Here is an 18,528-nt window from a genome sequence, read left to right as displayed (position 1 = left end):
TTTGTATCCTCCAGTCTTAGAAAAATAATTCACAATATATCCACAGAAAATTATAGGTATATTATATTTCTTTGACATATGTGTATAAAAATATTCACATGTGTATAATAATGTGGATATTTTTAAATAAAAAAAGTTATCCACATTTTTAACAAAATAGATATTAACATTATCTACAGTGAATAATACTAGATAAATTAGGCAATAATGCATATATAGAAATATGTTATACACATAAATTAGAAAGTTATACACACACTTATCCACAATTGTGGATAAGTGATATATATTATAAATTTATCCACAAGTCTCTATAATATAATATCAAAACATAACTACCTATTCAATAAGTTATCCACAAAAATAAATAAAAATGTTGATATGTGAAGTTTTTTATTAAATTTTATACTTTCTAATTTGTATTGACATTATAACTTAGTGAATATATAATTTAATAGTGAAACTTTAGGATGAATTTAGTATTTTTATTACAAATATATTTAAAAAGCTAGATTTTTTGTTTTTGATATTTAGTTTTAAAAGTAAAGTATAATTATTGAATTTTATAATCTTAAATAAATTTTACTAAATTTAAAGAAAGGAGTTGTGTGGTTATGTGGATGACTTATCAGCCAAAAAAGAAACAAAGAAAAAGAGAGCATGGCTTTAGAAAGAGAATGAGAACTCTATCAGGAAGAAATGTTATTAAGAGAAGAAGACAAAAAGGTAGAAAAAGATTAACAGCATAAGGCCGCTTTTGTGGCCTTTTTCTGCAAGCAGAAAAAAGGAGCAAAGACAGATGGATGTTTATAGGATAAAAAAAAATGCAGAATTTAGAGCTGTATATAAAAGAGGAAAGTCTTTTTCTAATACTTTGTTAGTATTATATGTATATATGAATAAAAAGAATGTAAATAGATTAGGTGTGTCGGTAAGTAAAAAAGTAGGTAAAAGTGTTGTTAGAAATAGAATTAAAAGATTAATTAAAGAAAGTTTTAGATTAAATAGCAACTATATAAAAGTTGGAAGTGGGTATGATTTAGTATTTATAGCTAGGAAATCATCTAATGGAAAAAGCTATGTAGAGATAAATAATTCTGTGAAAAATTTAATTAAAAAAGCAGGTTTATATAAATGAAAAAGTTTTTAATTTTTTTAATCAAAGCGTATAGGAAATACATCTCCCCTTTGAAGGTACCCTGTTGTAGATTTTATCCTACTTGTTCACAATATGTATTGGAAGCTTTACAAAAACATGGTATTATAAAAGGTGGATTTATGTCTATAAAGAGAATATTGAGGTGCAATCCATTTTGTAAGGGTGGATATGACCCAGTTAAATAAATTTCAGGAGGAGTAATGTTTTGCAGTATCTAAATAATGCTTTTGTTCAGTTTTTTGAGTTCTTACACCGTAATGTGACTTTTTTTATACCTAATCAAAATATATCTTATGGTATAGCAATAATTTTGATGACTGTAATAATTAGAATTATAATACTTCCATTAGGTGTAAAACAATTAAGGTCTTCACTTATAATGAATGAAATTCAGCCAGAAGTTAAAAAGTTGCAGGAAAAATATAAAAAAGATCCACAAAGGGCTCAACAAGAAATGATGAAATTATATAAGGAAAAAGGTGCCAGCCCTTTCAGTGGATGTTTACCACTTCTTATTCAATGGCCTATTTTAATTGCCCTCTACTATGTTTTTAATAATTTATCTGGAATAAATGGTGTTAGCTTTTTATGGATAAGTGATTTAGCTAGAAGAGATATATTTCTTGCTATTTTATCCGGAATAACTACTTATTTGTCTACATATTTTATGATGTCTTCAAATAATAATGAACAGGCAAAACAGACGCAGACTATGAATATAGGAATGTCTGGATTTATGGTATTTATGAGTTTGGGATTTAAATCTGCATTGGTATTGTATTGGGTTGTTAGCAATTTGATCCAAATAGCACAAACTTTAGTTATAAAGAGGATCGGAACTAAGAAAAACACTAGTCCTAATAAGGCTTAGGGGGTGGCTGTGTATTATGAAAGTTATAGAGGTTACTGGAAAAACTGTTGAAGAAGCAATCAAGAAGGCATTACTGGAATTGAAAGTTGAAAGAGATAAAGTGGAAATTGAAATATTAGATCCAGGTAACAAAGGTTTTTTAAATTTTATAGGGGTTAGGCCTGCTAAAATAAAGGTTAAGGTAAAAAGAGATTACATAAAAGAAGCAAATATGTTTTTAAAAAATATTTTACATTGTATGAAAGTAGAAGCCGAAATACAAATTAAAGAAAATAATAATGTTATAAAAATATATTTAACCGGTCCTGATATGGGAATACTTATTGGCTATAGAGGAGAAACATTAGATGCTATTCAATATCTTATAAGTCTTGTAGTAAATAAGAATCATGATATAGAATATAAAAGAGTGATTTTAGATACAGAAAATTATAGATTAAAAAGAGAAGAGACATTAAAAAGACTTGCAAGAAAAGTTGCTGAAAAAGTTAAAAGGACAGGTAGGACTGTAAAATTAGAACCGATGAATCCCTATGAAAGAAGGATAATTCATTCTTCTCTTCAAAATGATTTTTACGTAAATACCTATAGCGAGGGTCAAGAACCTTTTAGAAGAGTTGTAGTAGATTTTAAGAAAGCCTAAAGGCTTTCTTTTTTTAAATCTGTAAAAGGAAGATTATATAATTTTATTTGGAGGAAATTAAAATTATGTTAGAATTTGATACAATAACGGCTATTGCTACTGTTTTAGGAGAGGGTGGTATATCTATTGTAAGAATTTCAGGAGAAAATTCTCTTAGCATAGCTAATAGTATATTTAGAGGAAAAAATCATAGAAACTTATTAGATATAAAACCATATTCCATGAGATATGGTTTTATAATAGAGAAAGATACTGGTGAAATATTAGATGAGGTATTGATAAGTTTTATGAAGGGTCCTAAAAGCTATACTGCTGAAGATGTAGTAGAAATAAACTGTCATGGTGGGGTATTAGCTACAAGAAAGGTAATGGAAGAAGTTATTAAAGCAGGTGCTAGAATTGCTGAACCAGGTGAATTTACAAAAAGAGCATTTTTAAATGGAAGAATTGATTTAAGTCAAGCAGAGGCAGTAATTGATATAATTAGAGCAAAAAGCCATATTTCAATGAAGTCAGCTGTACAACAGTCACAAGGTAAAATTTCTAGAGAAATCAATCTATTAAGAGAAGAACTTCTAGAGATAATTGCACATATAGAAGCTACTGTTAACTATCCGGAAGAAGATTTAGAAGAGGTAACTTCAGAGCAGATTTCTTTAAAGTTAAACAAAATATTAGATAAAATAAATTATATATTAAGTAATGCAGAAGAGGGTAAAATAGTTAGAGAAGGTTTAAATACAGTAATTGTAGGAAAACCCAATGTGGGAAAATCATCTTTATTGAATTCCTTAATTGAAGAAAATAAAGCTATAGTTACAGATATACCAGGTACAACTAGAGATATTATAGAAGAGTATATAAATATAGGAGGAATTCCTATAAAAATAATTGATACGGCTGGCATAAGAAAAACTGATGATGTAGTAGAGAAAATAGGCGTGGAAAAATCTAAAGAAAAAATAGATGAGTCAGATTTAGTTATATTAATGTTAGATTCAAGTAAAGGGTTAGATAAGGAAGATAAAGAAATTATAGACTATGTAAATCATAGAAAATATATTATTTTATTAAATAAAACCGATATAGATGATAAAATAGATTTAAAAGATATTTGTAATTTAAATTCAAGATTTATAATAAAAACCTCAATTAAAACAGGAGAGGGCTTAGATAGAGTTAAAAGCTGTATTAAAGAGTTATTTTTTAAGGGGGAAATTAAATCTGAAGATTTGTTTATAACTAACACCAGACATAAAGAAGGATTAATTAGAGCTAAGGAAAGTTGTATTGAAGCCTTAGACACACTAAAAAGTACTTTGGCTATAGATCTGGTATCTATAGATATAAAAAATGCATGGGTTAATTTAGGAAAAATAACTGGTGATACTTTAGAAGAAAATATAATAGATAAAATATTTTCACAATTTTGTTTAGGAAAGTAGGTAATTAGAGTTGGAGTATTTTTCAGGAAGATATGATGTAGTAGTTATAGGTGCAGGACATGCTGGATGTGAAGCAGGACTTGCTGCAGCTAGAATGGGTTGTAAAACTTTAATGTGTACAATGAATTTAGATAGTATAGGATTTATGCCATGCAACCCCAATATTGGGGGGACTGCCAAAGGACATTTAGTAAGAGAAATAGATGCTTTGGGTGGAGAAATGGGTGTAAATATTGATGATACTTTTATACAATCAAGAATGCTTAATACTTCTAAAGGACCTGCTGTACATTCATTAAGAGCACAAGCAGACAAGAGAAATTACTCAGGAAGAATGAAGAGTGTACTTGAGAAACAATACAATTTAGATTTAAAACAATTAGAAGTAGTAAGTATAAGAGTTGACAATGAGGGTAGAATTTGTGGAGTTGTAACGAAAAATGGAGCATATTTTGAAACAAAAACTATTGTTTTATCCACAGGAACTTATTTAAAAGGTAAAGTAATTATAGGTGATGTAAGTTATAGTTCAGGTCCAAATGGATTTATGCCAGCTAATGATCTTTCACAGAGTTTATTGGATTTAGGCATAGAACTTAGAAGATTTAAAACAGGTACGCCAGCCAGGGTAAATAGACGTAGCGTTGATCTTTCTAAAATGATAGAACAGCCAGGAGATAAGAAGATAATTCCTTTTTCTTTTATGAGTGAAAATTTGGATAGAAAACAGATATCCTGTTATTTAACTTATACTACAGAGAATACTACAAGGGTTATAAGAGAAAATATAAATAGATCTCCTCTTTTTAATGGATCTATTAAATCAGTAGGACCAAGATATTGTCCTTCTATTGAAGATAAAATAGTTAGATTTCCAGATAAGGAAAATCATCAAATATTTATTGAACCTGAGGGAGAAAATACAGATGAGTTATATGTAGATGGTGCATCCACGTCAATGCCTGAGGATGTTCAGATTGCCATGTATAAAACTATAATAGGTCTTGAAAATGTAGAATTTTTAAGGACAGGATATGCTATTGAATACGATTGTATAAATCCACTGCAATTAAAACCTACATTAGAATTTAAAGAAATCGAGGGTTTATTTGGAGCAGGTCAGTTAAATGGAAGTTCAGGATATGAAGAAGCAGCATCTCAGGGTATAATTGCAGGGATTAATGCTGCACTTAAAGTTAAAGGAGAAGAACCTTTAATTTTAAAAAGATCTGATGCTTATATAGGAGTTTTAATAGATGACTTAGTTACAAAGGGAACTGAAGAACCCTATAGAATGATGACATCTCGTTCTGAGTACAGGCTTATACTTAGACAAGATAATGCAGATCTGAGACTTACAGAGATAGGATATAAAATAGGATTGGTTACTAAAGAAAGATATAATAAATATCTAGAAAGAAAAAATAGTATAAAAGCAGAAATAAAAAGAATAAAGAATTTTTATATAACACCTAAGAAAGAAGTAATTGAGTTCTTAAATTCATTAAATTCATCTGAGTTAAAAAAAAGTATAAGTTTATATGAATTGATAAAAAGGCCAGAACTTGATTATTTTAAGCTTCAGTTACTTGATACAGATAGACCTGAATTAAGTGAAGACGTTCAAGAAGAAGTAAATATTATTTCAAAGTATGAGGGATATATAAAAAAGCAGCTAGAGCAGGTTCAACAGTTTAAAAAATTTGAAAATAAGTTCATACCTGAGAATATGGATTATGATGAAGTTAAGGGATTAAGAATAGAAGCAAATCAGAAATTAAAGAAAATACGACCTATAAGTATAGGTCAAGCTTCTAGAATTTCTGGAGTTTCGCCGGCAGATATTTCTGTCTTGTTAATTCATATGGAGAAAAAACATAGAGAAAAGTTTCTATAAAAAATATAATAATAAATTTTGGAGAAGTATTATGAATTATTTTGATATTATGGATAGTGTGTGTAAAGATATGGGACTAAATTTTAACCAAGAAAAGTATAATAAGTTCATTAAATATAAGGATATACTTAAATTGTGGAATGAGAAAATGAATCTTACTGCTATAATAGATGATGAAGATATAATTAAAAAGCATTTCATAGACAGTATAAAAATATTCAAGTTTTTTCCTTTGAAAGATGCTTATAGTATTATTGATGTAGGAAGTGGTGCTGGATTTCCAGGGATACCCATAAAAATAATTAAACCAGAAGTAAAACTTATACTTTTAGATTCTTTAAGTAAGAGAATAAATTTTTTAAATCAAGTCGTCTTAAGTATTAAATTAAATGATGTAACATGTATACATGGAAGAGCTGAAGATTTTTCAAAAAAAATAGAGTATAGAGAAAAATTTGATGTTGCGGTATCAAGGGCTGTAGCAAATTTAACAGTTCTAAGTGAGTTCTGTATTCCATATATAAAAATAGGAGGATATTTTATAGCTATGAAGGGACCTTCTGTTGAAAATGAGATTATGGAAAGCAAGAATGCAATTAATATCTTAGGTGGCAAAATTGAAGATATAATAAAAATTGAAGATGATGAGTTTAATCATAATTTAGTAATAGTAAAAAAAACAACACATACTTCTAGTAAATATCCACGGAAGTCAGGGAGGGTATCTAAGAACCCATTGAGATAAATATAATAATTTGTCGCACGAAAATAGTATAGATCAGCAGGATTTTATAAGGCAATGAAGAAATGCATAGTAGAAAATGTAAAAAGGATAGTAAATATGCGAAAAAATATTGAGTATATGCCTGTAGATTTGATTTCACCTAATGCATATCAGCCTAGAAGTATTTTAATGAAGATAGTTTAGCTGAATTAGCTCAGTCTATAAACTCATATGGAATAATTCAGCCTCTATCAGTGAGAAAAATAGATAAAAATAAATATGAATTAATTGCAGGAGAAAGAAAACTTAGAACAGCGGAAAAAGCAGGACTAAAATGAGTACCTGTGATTATAGTGGATATAAATGATAAGAAATCTGCTGCAATAGCACTTCTAGAAAATTTACAGAGGGAAAATCTGAATTTTTTAGAAGAGGCAAGGGCATATTATGATTTAATAAAATATCATAAGCATACTTAGGAAAAATTAGCTGAAGTTATAGGAAAAAAATAATCTACTATTACAAATAAAATTAGGTTTCTTAAATTGGATAAAGAGATTATAGATATATTATTAGAAAATAATTTATCTGAAAGACATGCTAGAGCATTATTAAGACTTGGGAATGTGAAGTTATAGAAAAAAGTTTTGAGTATGATTATTAAAAAATCTTTAAATGTGAAAGATATAGAAGAACTTGTTAATAGGGAACTGAATAATATTAATAAAGTTCTAAAGAATAAAAAAATTAAAGGAATATTTTCTCCTACAGTATATATAAATACAGTGAAACAAGTATTCGACAGATATGGCTTAAATGCAAAATATACTTTATAAAGATTTGGAAGATGGAATACAAATAATAATCACAATTTTTAAAGAGTAAAATGTTTCACATGAAACATTTTACTTTAATTTTTTGTACTGTGTATTTAAAGATAATGTATAAAACTATAATATTATATGTTAAATTTTTAAATTTATGAAAAGCATCTCTACAATTTAAGAAGAATGATTTTTACATGTATTTTGTTATAAATAAAAGAATTTATGGTAAAAACTCTTTTATTATCATAAATAAAAATATATAATTAAAAATAAGAAAATAGAAAACTTAGAAAGGAGGAACTTAAATGAAAATAATATCCATATTTAATCAAAAAGGCGGGGTAGGTGTGCGTCCGTAGAGGATTATAAAAGAACGCTGTTTAAATACAGTCAAGGTTACAACGATACCTTGTTAACCAATAGACTTACCTAAGAGTGGAAACATAAAGGGGACAATAGCATGTTTATTAAAGCATATAGTTTCTAAAAATGGTTAAGATGCTGATATGCGAGGTTAGGATATGATAAGGTCAAGGCTGTATTGCTTGAATTCTAGTTTCTTAGCTCTAACTGCCGAGGTTTACGAAAACCATTTGAATACGTAAATGGAATATTTGAAAGTAAAATTTTACCTATGTTTTATTAATGTTGTAAATATTCCCAGCATTCTGTATAGAATGTACAAGAAACGAACGGAAGACCTAAGTCATATTATCGCTTTTATTAATCTAAACGGAGATAGTCTAAGATGGAATGTCTTATGGACTATGAATTAAAAAATTCTGAATATCCATTATGACTACGGAACCTTCATAGTAGTCCGGGATAGGGAAAGCCTATTACATGGCGAAGGAAGGTAGGTTATTTTTATTGTCTAATTAAGGAGGTATGCGAAATGCAAAAAGCTGAATTAATATTGGCAATATTGGAAGATAAATCTAATAAGAATCCAAATTATAAATTTCAAAGGATATATAGGTATTTATTCAATATAGATTTCTATTTAAAGGCATATTCCAAAATGTATTCTAGAGGTCAAAATATGCGGGATACTGTTATTGCAAAAAAAGTACATAGATTTAGCATTGAAGATATTCATAAAGTAATTGAAAAATTAAAAGATGAGAGTTATTGTCCAAAGCCATTGGAAAAATTAGATGAGCAGGATAAAAAATATTTACAAATAACAAATCTATATGATGATCTAATACAACAAATAATTGTGGAAATTCTTCAATCTATATATGGTGTGAATTTTAGTGTTAATTCTCATGGATTTGTGTCAAATAAAAATTGTTATACTGCTCTTTGTCAGATAAAAACTACTTGTAATGGTGCTAATTGGGTTATTAAGGGTAGTGTAGAAAGTTATTTTTATAATATAAATTATGATTTTGTTATGAAGTTATTAAGTGAAAAAATATCTGATGGACGTTTTATAAATCTTATCAATAAGTTTCTTATGGCAGGATATATGAATAAGAAAAGAGCCTGTGATACATGGTCAGGGATACCACAAAGAGAAAGTTTAGCTAATATGATAATTAACATATATTTAGATAAATTTGATAGATATATGGATAAAAAATTTGGACAAGCAAAATATATACGATATTTAGATAATTTTATTATTTTTATTTTTGAAACTAAAGATTTAGCTGAATATATAATAAAAAATATAAATGTTTTTTTAAAAGAGAAATTAAAGATAGAAACTACAGAAAAAGAAATTTTTATGATTAATTTAGATAAACAGAGAGTAAACTTTTTAGGCTATGAAATAGCTAAATCGAAGGGTAATTTTAAAAAGAATAAGTCTTTTAAATTTAAAGAAAAAAAAGATAAGGAAACATTACAATTATTAATACCTGCTGCAGTAATAAGAGAAAGAATTAGACCTTTTATTTTAAGTGGAAAACCAATACATAATAATTCTAGAATTAACTTGTCTGTATTTGAAATAATTTCTCTCTATAATAGAGAAATTGTGGAGTTATACAATTATTACTGTTTAGCTACAGATGTCAATGTAAAGATTAGAAAATTTAAATTTTATCATTATTTGAGTTTGATAAAAACCCTGGCAAGAAAAGAACAAATATCAGTTAAACAGGTTATAAATAAATATGGGATAGAATCTAAAGGAGAAAATAGAAACACACTAAAAAAGACTATAGGAATTAAATATGCTACAAAAAGTGGAATAGAAAGTATAATTTATTTTAATGAGCCTTTAAAAAAGAAAAATGAACCTCTTATTAATGTTAATGATATAATTTGGAAATAATCTAAATATAATAGTTGCTAATATCTAGCCGTTAAATTAATAATGTATTTATCTCAAAGCTACCATTGTCAACATCTTCAATTTATTTAAAGTTAGGGAATAAGCAATGATATATTCATAAATACATTCTTCTAAGGTTCAGATAGAGAAAAACATTTTTCATAGTAAACTTCACTTGAATTTAAAAGTCACTTTATATAGATTTATCTTTTAATATAAATAACTGGAGAGCCGAATACATTAAAAGGTGTACGTTCGGTTCGGAGGGGGGTTCACAAAAATCTGCTATAATTTAGTTATAGTAAGACGTTGGGTTCCTACCCTACAAAACTACTACTTGTATTAATTTAAGTGCGTACTTAGCTATGCAAGGATATAAAATATTAAATATAGATATTGATCCTCAGGGTAATACTACCAGTGGATTAGGTTTTGATAAGAGAAATATAGAAATTTCAATATATGATGTATTGACATCAAGAGTTAACATAAATGAAGCAATAATTCCTTGTGAGCTCATAGAGAATTTCTATATAATTCCTTCAATAATGGAATTGGCTGGATGTGAAATAGAATTAATAAGTAAAAAAAACAGAGAAAAGGTATTAAAAAACAAGTTGAAAAATTTGGAACAGGATTTTGATTTTATATTTATAGATTGTCCACCGTCTTTAGGACTATTAATTATAAATGCACTTACTGCATCAAATAGTGTACTTATTCCAATTCAATGTGAGTTTTATGCTTTAGAAGGTGTAGGACAATTAATAAATACAGTTAAACTAGTTAAGGAGTCACTGAATTCGAATTTAAAAATTGAGGGAGTAGTTATGAGTATGTGTGATACCAGAACTAATTTATCAAATCAGGTTGTTTTAGAGGTGAAGAAGTATTTTAAAGATAAAGTTTATGAGACTACTATACCTAGAAATATAAGATTAGCAGAAGCTCCTAGTTTTGGATTACCTATAGTGCTTTATGATGATAAGTGCAAAGGTGCGGAAGCTTATGAGGGATTGACTAAAGAATTTTTGCATAAGCAAAAGGAGTGAATGTGATTTGAATAAAAAATATGGATTAGGAAAAGGGCTTAGAGCATTAATACCTGAGAATACTTTAGAGATTGGAGAAGAAAGTCAAAAAGATATTAAATATGTTAATATTGATTTAATAGTTGCAAATAAAAGTCAGCCTAGAAAAAAGTTTGATAAAGATAAGATACTAGAGCTTTCTCAATCAATAAAGGAACACGGTATAATACAACCTATTGTGGTTAATGAAATTGAAGATAATACATATAGTATAATTGTAGGGGAGAGAAGATGGAGAGCTGCTAAATTAGCTAATATAAAAGAAATACCTGCAATTATAATGAATTTATCTGATAGTGAAATCTTAGAAGTTTCTTTAATAGAAAATATACAAAGGCAGGATTTAAATCCTATAGAGGAAGCACTAGCCTATAAAAAATTGGTTACTGATTTGAATTTAACTCAAGAAGAATTGAGTAATAAAATAGGAAAATCTAGAACTACAATTACTAATTGTATGAGACTTTTAAATTTAGATGATAGAGTTCAAGATTATCTTATAGATGGAATTATTACTGAGGGACATGGAAGAGCACTTTTAAGTTTAGAAAGTGGTGATTTACAATATAAATTAGCTCAAACTATTATAGAGAAAAATCTTACTGTTAGAGATATAGAAAAACTTATTAGAAATTTTAATTCGCATAAAGAACCACAACAAAATAGGAGTAAAGAACAAAATGTTTATTACTTAGATATAAAAGACAAATTAGAAAACTTATTTGGTACGAAAGTTTCATTAATGGATAAAAAAAATAAAGGGAAAATAGAAATAGAATATTATTCTCAGGAGGATTTGCAGAGAATATTAGATATATTACAAATTTAATTTATTTAGAAATGTTTCATGTGAAACATTTCTAAATAAAAATTCTTTCATATATAATGAGCATGTTATTAAATAAATGATGTGTTATTGAATTATAATTTATCCAAAGGCGGTAATTAGCTAATCAACCTAGCTTCTTAAAAGCATGGATAATGGTATGCCACTGGATAAGTTCTTTTAAGATTGAGATGGAGAAAAGTATTTCTTATGGCAAACTCCATTTGAATCTAAAAATTACTTGATTATCATTTAATGGATATATACTTTTAAATGGTAACAACTTCTAATGATGTTAGAAGTTTTCTTTATGAAAGGAGAAAAATATGCAAAATGTTATTAACTCAATAAATGGATTACAGATATATATTATAATTGGATTAATTATAATGATAATAATATTATTTATTATGAATTTAGTAATTTTAAAATCTCTAAATAGGTTGGAAAAAAGATATAGAAAATTCATGAGAGGATCCAATAATAAAAATTTAGAGGAATTTATTATTGGATATCTAGATAGCATAGATAATGTAAAAAATCAATGTAAGGACATTAAAAATCTTTATAATGAATTAAATTCTAAAGTAAGTTGTTGTATTCAAAAAATATCTGTTATAAGATATAGAGCTTTTGAAGATGTAGGAAGTGATTTGAGTTTTTCAATCGCTTTGCTAGATGAAAAAAATGACGGAGTAATAATTACAGGAATATATGGAAGAGATGAAAGTACTACTTATGCTAAACCTATAGATAGTGGTTTATCAAGATATGGTCTGTCTCAAGAGGAACAACAGGTTTTAGAAGATTGTATAAATAAGAGAATATAGTGTTAATTTAATAAAAAACTCCTTTGAAATAATTCTAAATCTAAGGAGTTTTTTATGGTTGTCCTAAAAGTTTATTCCAAACAGATAATTTCATTGGTAAATAATATATAGATTTTTAAAAGATATTGTAGTGAATGGAATGTTCTATATTAATTAAAAAATATATTGGTATTAAGCCTCTATATTTTGAAGAAAAGTAGTATTACTTTTTCCACCTATAGTTTTTAATATAGAATGATATACACCTTTAGAAATTGTATCAGCTAATTGCATAACAGTAAATAATCGTGTGTTTTGTAAAACCATAAATTCCATTGCACCACATATATTTACAATACCTGTTATACTTAAATCCCCTACTTCAGGAAGTGATTTATTCATAGCGGATCCAGGATGAAGAGGTTTGGATTCTAGTATTATTTTACCTACATTTTGAATATTACCTAAGCAAGCGTCAATTGCTATTGTAAATGGATTATTATATTTAGAATTTATTTCATTCATTACATCAGAAATATTTTTAGCATGTACTGGATATTGTAAATTTCCATATAATGCAACCCTATTTCTTACTAGAAATTTTAATTTATCTCCTACTATAGGCCCTAAACTATCTCCAGTAGATCTGTCTGTCCCTATACATAGTATTACTATAGTTCTTTTAGATTTGACCATAGGAAATATTTCATTACTAATAGTATCTCTTAAGGTATATATTGAATTTTTAGCTGTAGGATCTATTATTAATTTTTTAATCATAAAAAACCTCCTATATTAGAATCTTTACCATATAGAGGTTTTTTATACCTTGAATTTATATATTTTATTATAAAAATTTAAAACATGTCTAATTTTTTAAATATATTAAAAAATACTACTAAAAATATACAAAATATCATTCCTGATATTCCATTTGATTTTAACCCTATAAATAATGCTGCAAGAACTGCTACTGGATGTATCCCCAGAGAAGATGAAACTATTTTAGGTTCAATAATTTGTCTTATGATAGAAACTAATATATAACATATAAATAATCCAATAAATGTAACATAATTTTTGAATACTATTAAGTAAATAAAAGCAAGAGGTATATATATAGCTCCAATTCCTATAATAGGAAGTAAATCTGCTATGGCACATATTATACTAAGTATTACAGCATATTTAACCTTGAAAATTAAAAATACTATTAGTGTTTCTAAAAATGTAAATAAAATTATAACCATATAGGAAAGTAAATAATTACCTAACATTTTTTTGCTTTCGGAATATATTTTTAATAATTTATCTGTTTTATCATTTGGTAATAAATTTTGCATATTTATCTTAGAGGAACTCATATCTTTTGTAAAAAAATATGTAGTTAATAAAGTAAAAAGTATTACCATTAATATATAAGGTATTGTAGCTACTAAATTTATTATATAAGACACTAACTTGCCAGAGAGATCTACTACTATATTTGAGGTTTTAGTAACAAAATTTGCAAAGTTTTTTTCTAAAGTATTTATTATATAAGGATCTAAATTATTATAGTACTTTTGCAGTTTATAAAATGAATTATATATATCAGTGGAATTTTTAGAAATATACATTTGGGTGTTCTTTCCAAGTTGTATAGCTTCTTGACTTATTGTAGTTATTCCTAGGACCAGTAAAGTTATTATTATTGTAAAAAATATTATAGTTGTAATTAAAGAGGCAATTCCAGTTTTAATTTTTAGTTTTTGTGAAATAAAAATTGTAGGTTTTTTAAGTATTAATGCACATAGGAAGGCTAAAACAAAGGGTAAAGTGTAATCAAGAGTATTAAAAAATGCTAAAAAAAGTATAGTATAAATTATAAAAAATATACTGATTTTATCAATTTTATTTATTAAATCACTCATGAGTATATATCAACTCCTTTAAATCTTTTACTATTATTTTAATTATTAATAATTATACTAGGATATATTTTTAATTTACATAATAGTAATAGATATATTATTAAAAATAAAGCATATTTGTTATATAATTATATAATAGATTTTAAATTTTTTAATATATGAATTTTAGATGAAATTTATATATTAAAATAATTATGTATAATAATTATAAAATAATATAGAGTTGTTGTATATACTTATTATAGTAAAATTTTACATGAGCAAGGAAGGATAAAAAGTATTTAATCAAATATAATAGATTTTAGTATAAACTGAGGGATGATAGAATTATAGATAATTTAGGTTTATTTGTAATTTTTAAAATGGGAGGTTGAATTATGAAGGAAAATGTAATCGAAATATATAAAAAAATACCTAAGGAAGGTATATATAATTTTGGAAAGATAGTCTTAAAAATAGTAATAATATTGATTATTATGTATCTTGTCATTAAACTTGGAAATAAAATAATAAATAAATATGTTTCAAAACAAAAAAATTTCAGAATTTCATTGGATGATAAAAAGGCTAAAACCATAGGAGCTATTTTAAGAAGTGTATTAAAATATGGAGTATATTTTTTTGGAATATTTAGTATAATTACAGTAATATCGCCTAAAATAGGTATAACTGGTCTGACTTTTGCAGGTATAGGTGGAGTAGCACTTGGACTTGGAGCACAGAGTATTATAAAAGATATGATAAATGGTTTTTTTATATTATTTGAAGGTCAATTTGCAGTAGGTGATTACATAAATATAGATGATAAAGGTGGTATCGTAGAAAGCATAGAATTAAGAATTACCAAAATAAGAGATTTTAATGGCGATTTACATATAATACCAAATGGTCTTATAACCCAAATCACTAATCATTCTAAAGGAAATGCTAGGATTATTATAGATACAGATATTGCTTATGATGAAAATATAAATAGAGTTATGAGCATAATGTCAGAATTATGTGAAAGGTTTAAAAGTGAAAATTCTGTTATTGTAGAAGGACCAACTGTTCAGGGTATAACGAATATTAAAGATGATAGAGTGACTATTAGAATAGCTGGTAAGACAAAGACAATGACACAATGGGATATGGAAATGAAACTTAGAAAAGAAATATGGGAAGTCTTAAAACAAGAGAATATTAAAATTCCTTATTCATCAGTAAAAATTTTAAAGGAGGAATAAGTATATGAAAAAAATTTTTTATATTGGTGATATAGTACAGATGAAAAAAGGTCATCCTTGTGGTAGCAATGAATGGCAAGTGATAAGGCTTGGTGCTGATATAAAAATTAAATGTTGTGGTTGTAGTAGAATAGTAATGCTTCCAAGAAGTAAATTTGAAAAAAATGTAAAAAAAATTATAAAACAGAACTCCCCTGATATACAGGAAATATAAATTTTAACTGTATAAAAAAATTAATTGATTTTATATAAGAAAAGTAGTAAAATAAGAAAACGTAGTCCCTGCTGTGAAAATCATAGCCATTAGTCCGAGGGGAGGAGGTGGAATTCAATGGGTAAATACGAAACTATATTTATATTACATCCATCATTAGATGAGGAAGCGTATAAAGCTAATATAGAAAAATTTAAGAGTGTAATAGAAAATGGTGGAGGTGTAATAGAAAACGTTGATGTTTGGGGTAAGAGAAAGCTTGCCTATGAAATAAAGAAAGTTAACGAAGGATATTATACTCTGATAACTTTTAATGCTGATCCTACATTACCAAAAGAATTAGATAGAGTATTTAGAATTACAGATACAGTTATTAGACATATAATAGTAAAGGATGAAAAATAGGTGGTGTTTTAATTGAATAAAGTTGTTTTAATTGGAAGATTAACTAAAGATCCGGAATTAAGATTTACACCGGGAATGGGCAAAGCAGTTACTACCTTTACTATAGCTGTTGATAGAAGATTTACTAGAGATGGACAGAGAGAGGCAGACTTTATTCCCATTGTTGTATGGGGAAAACAAGCTGAATCTACTGCTAATTATATGAGTAAAGGAAAGCTTATAGGTATTAGTGGAAGGATCCAAACTAGAAGCTATGAATCTAGAGATGGTATTAGAAAATATGTTACTGAAGTTATTGCAGAAGAAGTCCAATTTCTTGAATGGGGACAGAAGTCTGTAAAAAATAACGATACTGAAACTTTATCTGAAGATTTTGGTAAAAACTCAGGTTTTAATGAAGATATCTATGGGGAAGATATTACTCCAGTTGATGATGGAGATATCCCATTTTAAGAGTAAGGAGGAAGAAGCAGTATGGCAAATAGAGAAGGCGGAAGAAGAAATTCCGGAAAATTAAGAAGAGCCAAGAGAAAAGTTTGTGCTTTTTGTATGGATAAGTCTGAGTATATAGACTATAAGGATATAAATAAATTAAGAAAGTATGTTACAGAAAGAGGAAAGATTCTTCCAAGAAGAATTTCTGGAAACTGTGCAAAGCATCAAAGAGAACTCACTAGAGCCATTAAAAGGGCTAGAAACATAGCTTTACTACCATTTACAACAGAGTAGTTAAAAAGTGAAGAATTTGTATTCTTCACTTTTTTTAAACCTAATCTTAAATTATACAATTAAGTTTAAATCTATCACTTCTATTTTATTGCACAAAAATATAAAAGAAACTAAAATATAATTAAAGAATAGGAGGAGAATTGTATGAAAAAACAAAATTTTAACATAATGTATAATGTTAAAATGATAGAGGATTTAAAAGCAGATCTTCTATGTATAATAGGAGATTTTTTTAAATTACTTACGAAAGGAAGCAATGTGGCACAACAGGCTATACTAGATTGTATTTCCGGGGCAATAATAATATTATACTTGCTTGCAGAAAGATTAGGTTACTCCCATACAGCTGTAGATGAAACTATAAAAAGAAAATTAAAAGTTGGTATAATTGAAGAAGATAAAATAGAAAAAGATGGGAAAGATTTGACTAAATTATATAATTATTTTAAAGGTAGGAATTAATGGAGGTAGATATGCAAGGTAAAACATATAATGTAAAGGCTTTAACAGAAGCGAGTATTATAACGGCATTTACAGTAGTAATAACTCTTATAAATATATATATACCTATATTATCTATAGTTATTAGTTTTATAGTACCTATTCCTATAACAATACTATATATAAGACAAAATTATAAAGTTACTTTGATTTCTATAGCAGCTAGTGGTATATTTATAGCAATACTCTATAATCCTATAAGTGCATTATCTTCAATATTATTAATAGGACTTACAGGAATGACTTTAGGATATTGTATAAAAAATAAAAAAGAATTTGGGAATACAATTGTTTTTGTAGCTATATCTTTTGCTTTAGGAATGATATTTTATTTGTTTGTTTATATTATGTTTATAAATAAAGGCGGCATATATGGATTTATTAATGAGATAGTAACGGGTTTAAGGCAGTCAATGGAATTAAGTAAGGATATGTATGAAAAATCTAAAATGTCAAGCAGTCAAGTTGCTGCAATGGAAGAAATATTTAGAATATTTACACCGGAGTATATTATGAAACTTATTCCAGCTGTGATTATAATTATGTCATTCATTTCATCGTATTTAAATTGTATAGTAACACTAAGTGTACTTAAGAAGTTAAGGTATGAAGTTAAAGAAATTAAACCTATTAGTCAATGGTATATTAATACTAGGATAGGTACATTAGTTGGTGTAATCCTTGTTATAGGAATGTTGCTTCATAGAAAAAATATAGTTATAGGAGAGTATTTGGCTAATTCATCAGGTACTATACTTCAATTTATACTTTTATTAGATGGAATAGCATTGATTACATATTATTTAGTAGATAAATATAAAATGTCTAAAAAGATTGCTGCCTTAATAATAATATTTACAGCTATGTCAAGATTATCTTTATTTTATACTATTATAGGATTTATAGATATGATATTTGATTTTAGAAAACTTGACCCTTATAGAAAGCTAAAAAAATAGTA

20 protein-coding genes and 2 pseudogenes are annotated in these 18,528 nt (G+C 26.8%); 20 read left to right on the top strand and 2 right to left on the bottom strand.

Translation table 11 applies throughout. The annotated features are described in order from the left end of the window. The first annotated feature begins 614 nt into the window (after positions 1–614). The 13 genes and pseudogenes from rpmH to AB3K27_RS21225 all read left to right on the top strand — a co-directional run bounded on the left by rpmH (position 615) and on the right by AB3K27_RS21225 (position 12,600). Positions 615–749, top strand: coding sequence for a 50S ribosomal protein L34 (gene rpmH / locus AB3K27_RS21285; protein ID WP_012104240.1), 135 nt, complete (start codon positions 615–617; stop codon positions 747–749). Positions 750–799: 50 nt separating this feature from the next. Next, complete coding sequence (rnpA, locus tag AB3K27_RS21280; RefSeq protein WP_368489255.1) at positions 800–1,138, top strand: ribonuclease P protein component; 339 nt, start codon at positions 800–802, stop codon at positions 1,136–1,138. After that, entirely contained in the window at positions 1,135–1,344 is a 210-nt protein-coding gene (gene yidD, locus AB3K27_RS21275) for a membrane protein insertion efficiency factor YidD (RefSeq protein WP_368489254.1), read from the top strand. Before rnpA ends, yidD begins: the two co-directional genes overlap by 4 nt. A gap of 20 nt (positions 1,345–1,364) precedes the next feature. After that, on the top strand, positions 1,365–2,030 hold the full coding sequence (locus AB3K27_RS21270) for a membrane protein insertase YidC (RefSeq protein ID WP_368489253.1): 666 nt from the start codon (positions 1,365–1,367) through the stop codon (positions 2,028–2,030). A gap of 16 nt (positions 2,031–2,046) precedes the next feature. Then, positions 2,047–2,673 carry an RNA-binding cell elongation regulator Jag/EloR gene (jag, locus tag AB3K27_RS21265; protein ID WP_368489252.1) on the top strand — a complete coding sequence of 209 codons (627 nt, stop codon included), beginning with the start codon at positions 2,047–2,049 and terminating at the stop codon, positions 2,671–2,673. A 65-nt stretch (positions 2,674–2,738) separates the two neighbouring features. After that, entirely contained in the window at positions 2,739–4,118 is a 1,380-nt protein-coding gene (gene mnmE / locus AB3K27_RS21260) for a tRNA uridine-5-carboxymethylaminomethyl(34) synthesis GTPase MnmE (RefSeq protein ID WP_368489251.1), read from the top strand. A gap of 10 nt (positions 4,119–4,128) precedes the next feature. Next, the gene (gene mnmG / locus AB3K27_RS21255) at positions 4,129–6,015 is read left to right on the top strand and encodes a tRNA uridine-5-carboxymethylaminomethyl(34) synthesis enzyme MnmG (RefSeq protein WP_368489250.1); all 1,887 of its coding nucleotides are present in this window, start codon (positions 4,129–4,131) and stop codon (positions 6,013–6,015) included. A 31-nt stretch (positions 6,016–6,046) separates the two neighbouring features. Continuing rightward, positions 6,047–6,760, top strand: coding sequence for a 16S rRNA (guanine(527)-N(7))-methyltransferase RsmG (rsmG, locus tag AB3K27_RS21250; RefSeq protein ID WP_368489249.1), 714 nt, complete (start codon positions 6,047–6,049; stop codon positions 6,758–6,760). A 96-nt stretch (positions 6,761–6,856) separates the two neighbouring features. Further along, a pseudogene (locus tag AB3K27_RS21245) lies at positions 6,857–7,624 on the top strand (ParB/RepB/Spo0J family partition protein). A gap of 837 nt (positions 7,625–8,461) precedes the next feature. Beyond that, on the top strand, positions 8,462–9,853 hold the full coding sequence (locus AB3K27_RS21240; RefSeq protein ID WP_368489248.1) for a reverse transcriptase domain-containing protein: 1,392 nt from the start codon (positions 8,462–8,464) through the stop codon (positions 9,851–9,853). A gap of 326 nt (positions 9,854–10,179) precedes the next feature. Next, positions 10,180–10,905: pseudogene (locus AB3K27_RS21235) on the top strand (ParA family protein); the annotation flags it as partial. A 7-nt stretch (positions 10,906–10,912) separates the two neighbouring features. After that, the gene (locus AB3K27_RS21230; RefSeq protein ID WP_368489247.1) at positions 10,913–11,773 is read left to right on the top strand and encodes a ParB/RepB/Spo0J family partition protein; all 861 of its coding nucleotides are present in this window, start codon (positions 10,913–10,915) and stop codon (positions 11,771–11,773) included. Positions 11,774–12,096: 323 nt separating this feature from the next. Further along, positions 12,097–12,600 (top strand): DUF4446 family protein, encoded by a 504-nt coding sequence (locus tag AB3K27_RS21225; RefSeq protein WP_368489246.1) that lies wholly within the window; start codon positions 12,097–12,099, stop codon positions 12,598–12,600. A gap of 171 nt (positions 12,601–12,771) precedes the next feature. Here the strand turns inward: AB3K27_RS21225 and yyaC are convergent, their stop codons facing one another. Further along, a complete protein-coding gene (yyaC, locus tag AB3K27_RS21220; RefSeq protein WP_368489245.1) occupies positions 12,772–13,359 on the bottom strand; it encodes a spore protease YyaC in 588 nt (195 codons plus the stop codon). A 77-nt stretch (positions 13,360–13,436) separates the two neighbouring features. Beyond that, positions 13,437–14,492, bottom strand: a complete 1,056-nt coding sequence (gene ytvI / locus AB3K27_RS21215) for a sporulation integral membrane protein YtvI (RefSeq protein WP_368489244.1) — start codon at positions 14,490–14,492, stop codon at positions 13,437–13,439. Positions 14,493–14,869: 377 nt separating this feature from the next. Between ytvI and AB3K27_RS21210 the strand changes: the two genes are divergently transcribed. The 7 genes from AB3K27_RS21210 (at position 14,870) to AB3K27_RS21180 (ending at position 18,526) form a co-directional block, all read left to right on the top strand. Continuing rightward, entirely contained in the window at positions 14,870–15,718 is an 849-nt protein-coding gene (locus tag AB3K27_RS21210) for a mechanosensitive ion channel family protein (protein WP_368489243.1), read from the top strand. A 4-nt stretch (positions 15,719–15,722) separates the two neighbouring features. Further along, positions 15,723–15,932, top strand: coding sequence for a DUF951 domain-containing protein (locus AB3K27_RS21205; protein ID WP_368489242.1), 210 nt, complete (start codon positions 15,723–15,725; stop codon positions 15,930–15,932). Between the two features lie 117 nt (positions 15,933–16,049). Then, the gene (rpsF, locus tag AB3K27_RS21200; RefSeq protein WP_368489241.1) at positions 16,050–16,337 is read left to right on the top strand and encodes a 30S ribosomal protein S6; all 288 of its coding nucleotides are present in this window, start codon (positions 16,050–16,052) and stop codon (positions 16,335–16,337) included. 12 nt (positions 16,338–16,349) lie between these two features. Continuing rightward, positions 16,350–16,790 (top strand): single-stranded DNA-binding protein, encoded by a 441-nt coding sequence (locus AB3K27_RS21195; RefSeq protein WP_368489240.1) that lies wholly within the window; start codon positions 16,350–16,352, stop codon positions 16,788–16,790. A gap of 21 nt (positions 16,791–16,811) precedes the next feature. After that, positions 16,812–17,066, top strand: coding sequence for a 30S ribosomal protein S18 (gene rpsR / locus AB3K27_RS21190; RefSeq protein ID WP_368489239.1), 255 nt, complete (start codon positions 16,812–16,814; stop codon positions 17,064–17,066). A 144-nt stretch (positions 17,067–17,210) separates the two neighbouring features. After that, a complete protein-coding gene (locus tag AB3K27_RS21185) occupies positions 17,211–17,528 on the top strand; it encodes a MazG-like family protein (protein WP_368489238.1) in 318 nt (105 codons plus the stop codon). A gap of 11 nt (positions 17,529–17,539) precedes the next feature. Then, complete coding sequence (locus AB3K27_RS21180; protein WP_368489237.1) at positions 17,540–18,526, top strand: YybS family protein; 987 nt, start codon at positions 17,540–17,542, stop codon at positions 18,524–18,526. The last annotated feature ends 2 nt before the right edge of the window (positions 18,527–18,528 follow it).

The organism is Clostridium sp. BJN0013 (genome assembly GCF_040939125.1).
In the GTDB taxonomy this organism is placed as follows: domain Bacteria; phylum Bacillota; class Clostridia; order Clostridiales; family Clostridiaceae; genus Clostridium_B.
Note: the sequence above shows the minus strand (reverse complement) of the source record. Positions and strands in the feature narration are given on the sequence as shown.